Source organism: Polaribacter sargassicola, assembly GCF_021991835.1.
Taxonomy (GTDB): domain Bacteria; phylum Bacteroidota; class Bacteroidia; order Flavobacteriales; family Flavobacteriaceae; genus Polaribacter; species Polaribacter sargassicola.
The window spans coordinates 91,915-103,754 of sequence record NZ_JAHDAU010000004.1 but is presented as its reverse complement, the minus strand read 5'-3'; the positions used below and the strand labels follow the sequence as shown (position 1 = coordinate 103,754).

14 protein-coding genes are annotated in these 11,840 nt (G+C 28.6%); 9 read left to right on the top strand and 5 right to left on the bottom strand.

Annotated elements, in window-relative coordinates:
• Nucleotides 1–37: 37 nt before the first annotated feature.
• Nucleotides 38–1,195 (bottom strand): alpha/beta hydrolase-fold protein, encoded by a 1,158-nt coding sequence (locus KI686_RS08065; protein ID WP_237588768.1) that lies wholly within the window; start codon nucleotides 1,193–1,195, stop codon nucleotides 38–40.
• A gap of 68 nt (nucleotides 1,196–1,263) precedes the next feature.
• Between KI686_RS08065 and KI686_RS08060 the strand changes: the two genes are divergently transcribed.
• The 8 genes from KI686_RS08060 to ftsY all read left to right on the top strand — a co-directional run bounded on the left by KI686_RS08060 (nucleotide 1,264) and on the right by ftsY (nucleotide 7,209).
• A complete protein-coding gene (locus KI686_RS08060; protein ID WP_237588767.1) occupies nucleotides 1,264–2,103 on the top strand; it encodes a 1,4-dihydroxy-2-naphthoyl-CoA synthase in 840 nt (279 codons plus the stop codon).
• A gap of 51 nt (nucleotides 2,104–2,154) precedes the next feature.
• Complete coding sequence (gene purU / locus KI686_RS08055) at nucleotides 2,155–3,024, top strand: formyltetrahydrofolate deformylase (RefSeq protein WP_237588766.1); 870 nt, start codon at nucleotides 2,155–2,157, stop codon at nucleotides 3,022–3,024.
• A gap of 40 nt (nucleotides 3,025–3,064) precedes the next feature.
• On the top strand, nucleotides 3,065–3,673 hold the full coding sequence (locus KI686_RS08050) for a fumarylacetoacetate hydrolase family protein (protein ID WP_237588765.1): 609 nt from the start codon (nucleotides 3,065–3,067) through the stop codon (nucleotides 3,671–3,673).
• Nucleotides 3,674–3,988: 315 nt separating this feature from the next.
• Nucleotides 3,989–5,230: a competence/damage-inducible protein A gene (locus KI686_RS08045; RefSeq protein WP_237588764.1), complete on the top strand. Its 1,242-nt coding sequence runs from the start codon at nucleotides 3,989–3,991 to the stop codon at nucleotides 5,228–5,230.
• Between the two features lie 88 nt (nucleotides 5,231–5,318).
• On the top strand, nucleotides 5,319–5,558 hold the full coding sequence (gene rpmB / locus KI686_RS08040) for a 50S ribosomal protein L28 (protein WP_077809621.1): 240 nt from the start codon (nucleotides 5,319–5,321) through the stop codon (nucleotides 5,556–5,558).
• A gap of 29 nt (nucleotides 5,559–5,587) precedes the next feature.
• Nucleotides 5,588–5,770 (top strand): 50S ribosomal protein L33, encoded by a 183-nt coding sequence (gene rpmG, locus KI686_RS08035; RefSeq protein ID WP_237588763.1) that lies wholly within the window; start codon nucleotides 5,588–5,590, stop codon nucleotides 5,768–5,770.
• Nucleotides 5,771–5,822: 52 nt separating this feature from the next.
• Nucleotides 5,823–5,975, top strand: a complete 153-nt coding sequence (locus KI686_RS08030; RefSeq protein WP_237588762.1) for a DUF4295 domain-containing protein — start codon at nucleotides 5,823–5,825, stop codon at nucleotides 5,973–5,975.
• Nucleotides 5,976–6,234: 259 nt separating this feature from the next.
• Nucleotides 6,235–7,209 (top strand): signal recognition particle-docking protein FtsY, encoded by a 975-nt coding sequence (gene ftsY / locus KI686_RS08025; protein ID WP_237588761.1) that lies wholly within the window; start codon nucleotides 6,235–6,237, stop codon nucleotides 7,207–7,209.
• 59 nt (nucleotides 7,210–7,268) lie between these two features.
• On the opposite strand, the gene KI686_RS08020 is transcribed toward ftsY, so the two are convergent.
• Genes KI686_RS08020 through KI686_RS08005 form a run of 4 tightly spaced genes read right to left on the bottom strand, consistent with a single transcriptional unit; the run spans nucleotide 7,269 to nucleotide 10,308 of the window.
• Complete coding sequence (locus KI686_RS08020) at nucleotides 7,269–8,066, bottom strand: haloacid dehalogenase type II (RefSeq protein WP_237588760.1); 798 nt, start codon at nucleotides 8,064–8,066, stop codon at nucleotides 7,269–7,271.
• Nucleotides 8,067–8,123: 57 nt separating this feature from the next.
• The gene (locus KI686_RS08015) at nucleotides 8,124–8,726 is read right to left on the bottom strand and encodes a TetR/AcrR family transcriptional regulator (RefSeq protein ID WP_237588759.1); all 603 of its coding nucleotides are present in this window, start codon (nucleotides 8,724–8,726) and stop codon (nucleotides 8,124–8,126) included.
• Nucleotides 8,727–8,775: 49 nt separating this feature from the next.
• Nucleotides 8,776–9,345, bottom strand: a complete 570-nt coding sequence (locus tag KI686_RS08010; protein ID WP_237588758.1) for a hypothetical protein — start codon at nucleotides 9,343–9,345, stop codon at nucleotides 8,776–8,778.
• 6 nt (nucleotides 9,346–9,351) lie between these two features.
• Nucleotides 9,352–10,308, bottom strand: a complete 957-nt coding sequence (locus KI686_RS08005; RefSeq protein WP_237588757.1) for a YHYH protein — start codon at nucleotides 10,306–10,308, stop codon at nucleotides 9,352–9,354.
• Between the two features lie 172 nt (nucleotides 10,309–10,480).
• On the opposite strand from KI686_RS08005, the gene rimO reads away from it, so the two are divergent.
• On the top strand, nucleotides 10,481–11,839 hold the full coding sequence (rimO, locus tag KI686_RS08000; protein ID WP_237588756.1) for a 30S ribosomal protein S12 methylthiotransferase RimO: 1,359 nt from the start codon (nucleotides 10,481–10,483) through the stop codon (nucleotides 11,837–11,839).
• The last annotated feature ends 1 nt before the right edge of the window (nucleotide 11,840 follow it).

The following is an 11,840-nucleotide window of genomic DNA, read 5'->3' as shown; positions in this document are numbered from 1 at the left end:
TTTACTAATCTTCTTTTTTTTGTGACAATATATTTTTTTATTGAGAACCTAGTCTTAAAATGTTTTCATAAAACTTATCAGAATTAGGATCAGAAGGGTTCATTTTTCCGTAACCAATCTTATAATGTTTTAAAGCTTTTTTAATTTCTTTTCTGTTTTCGTAATATCTACCAAGGTAATAATCACCTAATTGAGAAGAAGGAAACCTGTTTAGAATCATTTTACCAAATTCACGTAATTTATCTCCGTTTTCTTTTTCGATAACTATTTTTTCGATAGCATAAATATCACTTTCTCTTATTTCTAAATTACTTCCAAAAAGAAATTCAATTTCTAAATACTTATTTTCTAAATAAGAAATAGCGTCTAAAGGCAATAAATCTTTAATGTTTTTGTCAAATTCACTTTTAGATATAGATGAATATATTTGAAAAACTTCATTTAAAGCTCTCGGTATTGTTTCTCCTATTGCAGATACACTACTAGAAGTGTCTAAATTATCAATAATAATATTAAAGTTTTTTAAATCTAATGGTTTTAAGCTGTTATGTAACTCTTCTATTTTGGTTTGTTTTTGGGGTGAAAAAGAAGTAGAGTTGTTTATGTATAAGTAAAAAGTATTATCCTCTTTTGTAAATTTATTTAGGTTGTAAGAATCAAACTCTTGGTTAACAAAATTAGAAAAAGTAGGATTTATACATATATAAGAGTTTATAAAAGGATTTGGTTCTTTTAAAAAGTGCGTAATTATGTTAGCAGATGTTCCTTCGCCAACCAAAGTAATAAAAGGCGAAGTTCTAAAAGTACTTTCCATATAAAAAATTACTTCATCTCTTACAAATTCATAAAAGCTAGAGTTACTTTGTGTTAATTCTCCTGTTAATAAATCAAAATAAGTATCGTGCTTTTTAGAGTCTTTCATAGAAATACCTACAACAATTTGTTTTGGAGCTTTGTCTTTTTCTGCAAATAACACACTGTTTCCTACATAGGTGTCAAACAAATATTCAGAATCAAAAACAACCGCTAAAGGATAGTTTTTGGTGTTTTCCATAACATAACCTTCAGGTAAATAGATTTTTAATTTTCTTATAGTTTCTAAAATGTCTGACTCAAAATTCTTTTCAATAATTTTTTGAGAAAACGCATTTAAGCAAAAAAGAATAAATATTAGTGAGAACGATTTCTTTATCATAAATTTGAACCTTTATTTTTGTAATCTATTATTTTGTTCTTTAATTAGAACGACCAAAATACAAAATTATGATTCAACCTGAGTGGAAAACTGTTAAAGAATATGAAGACATTACATATAAGAAATGTAATGGAGTAGCAAGAATTGCATTTAATAGACCAAATGTAAGAAATGCTTTTAGACCAAAAACAACATCAGAATTATACGATGCTTTTTATGATGCTGGTGAAGATGTAAATATTGGTGTAGTTTTACTTTCGGCAGAAGGACCTAGCACAAAAGACGGTGTTTATTCTTTTTGTTCTGGTGGAGACCAAAAAGCACGTGGTCATCAAGGTTATGTTGGTGAAGACGGTTACCATAGATTAAATATATTAGAAGTTCAGCGTTTAATTAGGTTTATGCCAAAAGCTGTAATTTGTGTTGTGCCTGGTTGGGCTGTTGGTGGCGGACATAGTTTACATGTAGTTTGCGATTTAACATTAGCATCTAAAGAACATGCTATTTTTAAACAAACAGATGCAGATGTAACATCTTTTGATGGTGGTTATGGTTCTGCATATTTAGCAAAAATGGTAGGACAGAAAAAAGCAAGAGAAATTTTCTTTTTAGGTAGAAACTATTCTGCACAAGAAGCTTATGAAATGGGAATGGTAAATGCCGTAATACCACATGATGAGTTAGAAGATACTGCTTATGAATGGGCGCAAGAAATTTTAGCTAAAAGCCCTACTTCTATTAAAATGTTAAAATTTGCAATGAATTTAACTGATGATGGAATGGTAGGACAACAAGTTTTTGCTGGAGAAGCAACTCGTTTAGCCTATATGACAGATGAGGCAAAAGAAGGAAGAGATGCTTTTTTAGAAAAAAGAAAACCTAACTTTCCTAAAAAATGGATTCCATAGTCAGTTAGTGTTCTTTTTATTTTAAATTTTTAAAATGCATATTAAATTATAATGAAACCTCAAGTAGTATCCTTTTTAATAAAATGTCCAGATCAAAAAGGCTTGGTAGCAAAAATTACCAGTTTCTTTTTTGAAAAAGGATTTAATATATTAAGCTCTCAACAATATGTAAACTCTATAGAAAATACATATTTTATGAGAATTCGTTTAAATGCCGATGGAACGAATATTTCTAAAGAAGAGTTAGAAAAAAACTTTATAGAACTAGCAAAACCTTTACAGATAGATTGGTCTGTAAATTATGGTGATAAAAAACAAAATGTAGCCATTATGGTATCTCATACAAGTCATAATTTATATGATTTATTAGAGAGATCTAAAGAAGGTAGATTAGATTGCAATGTAAAAATGATTATTAGTAATCATGATAAGTTAAGGTATATTGCAGATATGTTTCATATTCCTTTTTATTACTTACCAGTAACAAAAGATACCAAAAAAGAACAAGAAGCTAAAGTAATAGAATTGTTAGATTCTAATAAGGTAGATTTGGTTATTATGGCTAGATATATGCAAATTTTATCTTCAGATTTTATCAATCATTATCCAGAAAGAATTATCAATATTCATCATTCTTTTTTACCAGCTTTTCAAGGAGCAAATCCTTATAAGAAAGCCTATGAAAGAGGTGTAAAATTAATTGGAGCAACAGCACATTATGCAACCGAAGATTTAGATGAAGGCCCAATTATAGAGCAAGATGTAAAACCTGTTACACATGAAAGTACACCAACTACTTTAAAAAGAATTGGTGCAGATATAGAAAAATTGGTTTTAGCAAGAGCCGTTAAAAATCATTTAAATCATCAAATAATTGTTTCGGGTAATAGAGCAGTTGTTTTTCCTGAAGCAGGAGAGTAGTTTTTTAATATTTTTTGATTTAATTTATCAATAAGTAAAAATGAAAATAATTTGTATAGGGCGTAATTACGCAAAGCATATAGAAGAATTAGCTAACGAAAAACCAGAAAATCCAGTAGTTTTTTTAAAGCCAGATTCGGCTATTTTACCTAAAAAAAATCCGTTTTTTATACCACCTTTTTCTAATGATATCCATTATGAAGTAGAAGTTTTGGTAAAGATTAATAAAGTTGGTAAACATATTGATGCAAAATTTGCACATAAATATTATGATGAAATAGGTTTAGGAATCGATTTTACAGCAAGAGATGTGCAAGCTAAATGCAAAGAGAAAGGTTTGCCTTGGGAAAAAGCAAAAGCATTTGATGGAAGTGCTGTTGTTGGAGAGTTTTATCCGAAAGAAGAATTTAATTTAGAAGAATTAAAATTTCAACTTTATAAAAATGATAACCTTGTACAAGATGGTAATACAAATGCCATGTTGTGGAAAATAAATGAGTTAATTGCTTACGTTTCTAAATACTTTACTTTAAAAAAAGGAGATATTATTTTTACAGGAACACCAGCAGGTGTTGGTAAAGTTGTAGAAAATGATTATTTAAAAGGTATTATAGAAGGTAAAGAAGCTTTTAATATTAGAGTTAAATAAGTTGATTAATTTTATTTTTCAAATAATTGCCTCTTTATTTATTGGTATTTGTTTTGTTTATTTAGCCAAAAGATATCAAAAAAATCAAATTATATATTTTTGCTATGGTTTTATTATATCATTAGCAATTAGATTTATCTATTTATTCATTTACGGTTTTATTAGTGATTTTAAAATTAGTGAAACGTATAATTATAATAGAAACTTGTCAGTAATATTAAGTATTGTAATACCATATATACTATTTGTTTTTTTAAGAAATAAATTAACAAAAGAAAATAAAAACAATGCTGATATAAATGAAATAGGAAAACAATGAATGCCGAAATTATAACAATAGGAGATGAGATTTTAATTGGACAGATTGTAGATACAAACTCTCAATTTATTGGTCAGCAATTAAATAAAATAGGAGTTTCTGTTTATCAAATAACATCTATACAAGATGATAAGCAACATATTTTAAATGCATTAAAAGAAGCAGAGCAAAGAGTTGATATTGTTATAATTACTGGTGGTTTAGGACCAACAAAAGATGATATCACAAAAAAAACAATTGCAGCATATTTTAATGATGATAAATTAATAGAATATCCAGAAGTAATAAAACACATAAAAGAGATGTTTATAAAAGTAAATCATCCTTTTAATGACGTTCAAAGATATCAAGCCCAATTACCATCAAAAGCTACTCTATTAGAAAATAAATTAGGTACAGCTCCCGGAATGTGGTTTTACGAGAACGGAACTGTCTTTGTGTCACTACCAGGTGTTCCTTACGAAATGAAAGGTTTAATTACAGATCAGGTTCTACCAAGAATTCAAAAGCAATTTAAGTTACCTTTTATATTACATAAAACAATTATGACTTATGGACAGGGAGAAAGTATGATTGCAGAAAGAATTGAAGGTTTCGAAAATAATTTACCACCATATATAAAGTTAGCGTATTTGCCTTCTTTTGGTAAAGTTCGTTTGCGTTTATCTGCTAAAGGAGATAATAAAGAAATCCTTGAAAAAGAATTAAATGATAAAGTAGCCGAAGTTTATCAATTAATACCAGAAATTATTACAGGTATAGATGATGATAATTCTTTAGAAAAAAGAGTAGGAGAATTATTAAAAATAAAAAACAAAACTATTGCTACCGCAGAGAGTTTAACTGGCGGACAGATAGCAGCAAATTTAGTTTCAGTAGCAGGATCATCAGCATATTATAAAGGGAGTTTTGTAACTTATTCTGCAGAGTCTAAAATTAACTTATTAGAAGTGTCTAAAGAAACTATAGATAGGTTTAGCGTGGTAAGTAGAGAGGTCGCTTTAGAAATGGCTAAAGGTGTTAAAGACAAATTACAAACTAATTATGCAATTGCTGTAACAGGAAATGCTGGCCCAACAACAGATTTAACAGACAAAACAGTAGGTATTGTTTATATAGCTTTAGTTTCTGATAGTGAGCAGGTTGTGCAAGAATTTAATTTTGGGCAACCAAGAGAAAAAGTAATAAATAGAACCGTAAATAAAGCTTTAGAAATGTTGCTGAAAGAAATTATTTAAATTTTTGTAAAATTAGTTTGTTCAGATTAATAAAAATTTGTAAATTTGCACCTCGTTTAGAGATAATACTAATAAAACTGTCGAAAAGATGTCTAGAGTTTGTGAATTAACAGGAAAAAAAGCAATGGTAGGGAACAACGTTTCTCACGCTTTAAATAGAACTAAGAGAAAGTTTGACGCTAATCTAATGACAAAGCGTTTTTACATTCCAGAAGAAGATAAATGGATTACTTTAAAAGTATCTGCATCTGCTTTAAAAAACATTAACAAGAAAGGAATTTCTGCAGTAATAAAAGAAGCAAGAGCTAACGGGTTTTTAACTAAATAAGCTTACGCTAATTAAAATTTTATACAGAGATGGCAAAAAAAGGAAACAGAGTTCAGGTAATTTTAGAATGTACAGAGCACAAAGCAAGTGGTAAACCAGGTACATCTAGATACATTACAACAAAGAACAAAAAGAACACTCCAGATAGAATGGAAATCAAAAAATTCAATTCTATTTTAAACAAAATGACTGTTCACAAAGAAATTAAATAATTAAACTATCTAGAACTCAGAACAGAGCACATAGATTAAAACATTTAGACAAATGGCAAAAAAATCAGTAGCATCGTTACAGACAGGATCAAAAAGATTAACTAAAGCTATAAAAATGGTTAAATCTCCAAAAACAGGAGCTTACATGTTTGTAGAATCAATTATGGACCCTGCTAAAGTAAGCGACTTTTTATCAAAAAAGTAAGTTTATATATACAACAAAATTAAAAAGCTACTTTCTAATTAAGAAAGTAGCTTTTTTTATGAAATAGAATTACGTATTTTTGAGCGTTACCTATAGTACTTTATTACTATATTTTATTGTTAGATGAATTTGTAATTTTGTCTACATATAAAAATATGATGTTTTAATAGTTATTTTATAGGCAACTTTAATGACAATTTGACCAAACCTAACTAATGGCATACTTTTTAGCGTATTCTGTTAGAATTAAAAGCAAATTATGAGTTTTTTCAAAAAAATATTTTCAAAAGAAAAAAAAGAAACTTTAGATAAAGGCTTAGAAAAGTCTAAAGAAAGTTTTTTTGGTAAATTAACTAAAGCAGTTGCGGGTAAATCTAAAGTAGATGATGATGTTTTAGATAATTTAGAAGAAGTTTTAGTAGCGTCTGATGTTGGTGTTGCTACAACACTTAAAATTATAGAAAGAATAGAAGAAAGAGTTGCTAAAGATAAATATGTTGGTACAGATGAGTTAAACCGAATTCTTAGAGAAGAAATTGCAGGCTTACTTTCTGAAACAAATATTGGTAATGAAACCGAATTTACAATTCCGGAAATACCTAAAGATAAAGATGGCAACAAAATGCCTTATGTTTTAATGGTTGTAGGTGTAAATGGAGTTGGTAAAACGACTACAATTGGTAAGTTGGCTTCTCAATTTAAAAAACAAGGACTAAAAGTTGTTTTAGGTGCTGCAGATACATTTAGAGCAGCAGCAATAGATCAATTACAAGTTTGGGCAGATAGAACAGAAGTGCCAATTATTCGTCAAGAAATGGGCTCTGATCCTGCTTCTGTAGCTTTTGATTCTCTAAAATCTGCAGTTACACAAAATGCAGACGTTGTTATTATTGACACTGCAGGTCGTTTACATAATAAAGTTAATTTAATGAATGAGTTAACTAAAATTAAACGTGTAATGCAAAAAGTTGTGGATAACTCACCACATGATGTATTATTAGTTTTAGATGGTTCTACAGGGCAAAATGCATTTGAGCAAGCAAAACAATTTACCAAAGCAACAGAAGTTACATCTTTAGCTGTCACAAAATTAGATGGTACAGCAAAAGGTGGAGTTGTAATTGGTATTTCTGATCAATTTAAAATACCCGTTAAATATATTGGAGTAGGAGAAGGAATAGATGATTTACAGGTTTTTAATAAACACGAATTTGTAGATTCATTTTTTAAATAATAAAAAAAACTCCTTTAATTAGGAGTTTTTTTATTTTCATCAAATCTTATCCATATAGTTTATTTTTCTAGCGCAATTAATTTATCTGTTATCAATTTTAGGTTAATTTCATTAATTTCTGGTTCTGGTGCCAATGGATATAATTGAGCTCCTGGTCTACTTATAAAAGCACCTCTCCAATTTGCCCATAAAGCGCCAGCAATATCCCAACCGTGCGCAGCAATTAATAAACATTCATTTTTTTCTACTCCCATTTTTCTTGCTGCCCAATCATAAGCATCTGCATGTGGTTTAAATTTACCCATATCCTCAATACTTAATCTTTGGTCAAAATATTCTATTAGTCCAGCATTTTTAAATTGAGTTTCAACTCCGATGTTAGAAGAATTTGTAAAAGAAACCAATTTATAACCAGATTTTTTTAATCTAGCTAAAGACTCTTTTACCTCTGGATGCGGAGGAATGGAGCGTAAAGGAGTAAGAATCGCTTTTTTAGCTTCTTCTTCGGTTAATTTAATATTATGATTGGCAGCTACCATTTGTAATGCTGCAGAACCAACAATACCAAAATCATTGTATTGCCTACCAACAGTTTCTACTAAAGAATATTGTAACATTGTTGTAAACCATAATGGTAATAAATCTGGTCTATTCCCTAAAGCATCTCCAACACTTTTTTTCATTGTAGTTAAGTCTAACAATGTTTCATTCACATCAAAAAATAATACTTTGGGTCTTATTAATTGTTTTTCTTTAATACTTTTTTTATCTATTGTAGTTCCAAATTTGGGAGTAGCTGCCAACCCTAAACCTAATATTGATGATTTTTTGATAAAATCTCTTCTGTTATTTTTCATATTTATATTGTTATTTTATAAAACATTCTTATTGGTATGTTTTTAGCGAAAAAAAAATTATTTTTTTATTTGATTTAAGTATAGTGTCAAACCAGTTGTAAATTCATCTAAAACAACATCATCATTATAAAGTTTTCTAATACCTCTAATACCTTCAAAAGCACTAATTAAATAAACCGCAACAGCTTTGCTAGAAATATTTTTCTTAATAGAATTTTCTTTTTTCCCTCTCTCTATTAGATCTACTAATATTGTTTTCCAATCTTCAATAATTTTTTTTAAAGCAGTTTGGTATGCAATTTCATCACTACCAATTTCATTAATTAAATTATTCATTGGGCAGCCGTATTGTTTATCATAAAAAGGAAATTTTTTTAAACGATTTACAAATACAGTTTCAAGAATTTTAAAGGCATCTCCTGGTTCTTTTAAAGGGGAGATCATTCCGTCTACAACTCTTTTTTCAACTTTTAAACTAATTACTTCTAAACCTAGTTCTTTTTTACTTTTGTAATGATGATAAAAAGCACCTTTACTTAAAGTGGTTTCTTTCATTATTTTATCTATACTAGTTGTTTTAAAACCGTTTTCATAAAACAAGTTAAAAGCTTTATCAATAATAAGTTGTTTTGTTATTTCCGATTTTAGTTCTTGCTGCATAAGGCAAAGTTAACTAAAAATACTAGTTGGTATGTTTTAGTTTTGTTAATTATTCAATTAAAATATATTTTTTAAAAAAGAAAAGAATAAGTAATAGTAGAAAAGGAATTATTAACCAATATAAATAGTTTGTTGTTGATTTATAAATGTTGAAATTATAATTTTTATTGTCTGTAATCCGAGTAAATTTTTGATTTTCTAAAACTATGAAATGAAAATTTTCTTGATTTTTATTTTCATTAAATAATAGAGTATTCTGTATTTCGTAAAAAATACCGTTATCAAAATAAAAAATATAATTATTTTGATGAGAATGAGTATTTACACTTTTATCTTCTTCAATTTTTAGTAACTCTATTATTTGTCCGTTTTTATCTTTTAGGATAAAATTTATTGCTACATAATCAAAAAAAGCGTTTTTAAAATCAATTTTATTTTTACTATTTTTTAATTCTGGTTTAAATTTTAATAGAGCATTTCTAAGTGTCCAAGGAAATTCTGCATTTACTATAATTGAATCATCACTTTGTACAATTTTAAAAAATGTTTTATTCGCATCATGTGCAAATGCAAAAAAAGGTAGTATAATTAAAAATAAAAGGAACTTTTTCTGTATCATAATTTATTAAAAGCCAAAATCATCAGAAGGTGTTCCTCTAAAATAACGCGGTATACTAGGAAACTCATCTGTTAAAACATAATAAAAAGTTCCTAATGGGTATTCTGGTGTAACACCCGTTCTTCCATTTGTTTCGTCTAAAGTTCCTGCGTTTTCTACGTACTCATAATCAGCAGAATAAACTCCAGTATATACTCCGCAAGGAGCAGTAATTCCATCACCAGGTCTATCTCCAGTTTTAAGTTGATAACTAGAAGTCATTTCTATTATGGTAGATGTATTGTCGTTGGCATCAGAATATGCGTATTTGTAGTAAATAGGAAAACCATCTGCTGCATATCCAATTAAAGTCATTTTTGTAGTAGAAATATTTAAATTTTCTAGATATAATGTAGGTTTACCATGATAATGATATTGACCAGAAGGTTGTACATGTGCATTACTACAATCTAAACCCAATTGTACGTTTAAAGCTTCTAAATTCCATTCCCAATTTACATTGGGATCTAAAACGCCATTGTGCGGAAATGGTTCTGCTGCAACAGGGTCTAATTCTACACCATTTAATAAAACACCAAACCTATATCTCGGTCCGTTTGCACCTAAAAGAGCTGTTAACTCACCAGAATCTGTAGGGTTTGTAGTAATTGTGTACGTTTCGTTTTGTGCTGATATTGCATTAGGATTTAACGCATTTTGTACTTTACCAAAAAGACCAACTTGATGTTCTGGAATACTATTTGCAGAGATAATTCTACTTTCTGTATTGATTTGCATTGTAAATTCTGATGCAAAATCTAATGTTTCGTTACAATCTCCTCTACTTGTATCAAAAACAATATCAGAAGAACATTCAATTATTTCATCATCAGTATCACTTATTTCGGTTAAGTTAGAATTATTTGAACAAGACAAAAAAAATGCAATTAAGATTAAAGTGAAAATTTTTAATAATTCTTTCATAAGGTAAAAAAATGGTTCTATAATTTAGATGTATTTTAATTGAAAAACTTGCGCTTTTTTATCTTAAAGAAAAAATATATAAAAAAACTAAAATGGTTTTACCAAGCAATAATAAAACTTTATAGAAAAACTATAATTTAGCTGTATATTTGCACTCTCTAAAAAATAGGAAATGCGTACAAAAACCATCAAAAAAAATAAGATAAACGTAGTAACTTTAGGTTGTTCTAAAAACGTTTATGACAGCGAGGTTTTAATGGGACAATTAAAAGCAAACGGAAAAGAGGTTGTTCATGAAGATGAAAATGATGATGGAAATATTGTTGTAATTAATACTTGTGGATTTATTGGTAAAGCAAAAGAAGAATCTATTGATACTATTTTGCATTATGCACAAAGAAAAGAAGCTGGTGAAATTGATAAAGTTTTTGTTTCTGGGTGTTTAAGTGAACGTTATAAACCAGATTTAGAAAATGAGATTAAAAATGTAGATCAGTATTTTGGTACGCATGATTTGCCAAATCTTTTACAAGCTTTAGAAGCAGATTATAAGCATGAATTAATTGGAGAGCGTTTAACAACAACACCAAAACATTACGCATATTTAAAAATTGCAGAAGGTTGCGATAGACCTTGTTCTTTTTGTGCAATTCCGTTAATGAGAGGTAAACACGTTTCTACACCAATTGAAGAAATTGTAATAGAAGCTACAAAATTAGCAGAAAAAGGGATAAAAGAAATAATGTTAATCGCACAAGATTTAACTTATTACGGATTAGATATTTACAAAAAAAGAGCTTTAGCAGATTTGTTAGAAGCTTTGGTAAAAGTAGACGGAATTGAATGGATTCGTTTACATTATGCTTTTCCTTCTGGTTTTCCTATGGATGTTTTAGAAGTGATGAAACGCGAACCAAAAGTGTGTAATTATTTAGATATTCCGTTACAACATATTAATACTGAGTTGTTAAAATCTATGAAAAGAGGAACAACTCATGAAAAAACAACCGCTTTAATTCATAAATTTAGAGAAGCAGTACCAGAAATGGCAATTAGAACTACATTAATTGTTGGTTATCCTGGTGAAACGGAAGAAATGTTTCAAGAATTAAAAGATTGGGTAGAAGAAATGCGTTTTGAGCGTTTGGGTGCTTTTGAGTATTCTCATGAAGAAAATACAGGAGCGTATGTTTTAGAAGACGATGTGCCAGCCGATGTAAAGTTTAAACGTGTAAATGAAATTATGGAGGTACAATCTCAAATTTCTTGGGAGTTGAATCAAGAAAAAATAGGAAAAACATTTAGATGTTTGTTTGATAGAAAAGATGGCGAATATTTTTATGGAAGAACAGAGTTTGATTCACCAGACGTAGATAATGATGTAATTGTAGATGCAAAAGAACATTATATTAAAATAGGAGAGTTTATAGATATAAAAATCCATGATGCTGGAGATTATGATTTATATGGTACACCAGTTGTTAAACAAGAAAAACCAGTTCCTTTACATCAAAAGAAAAACAAAAAATAAA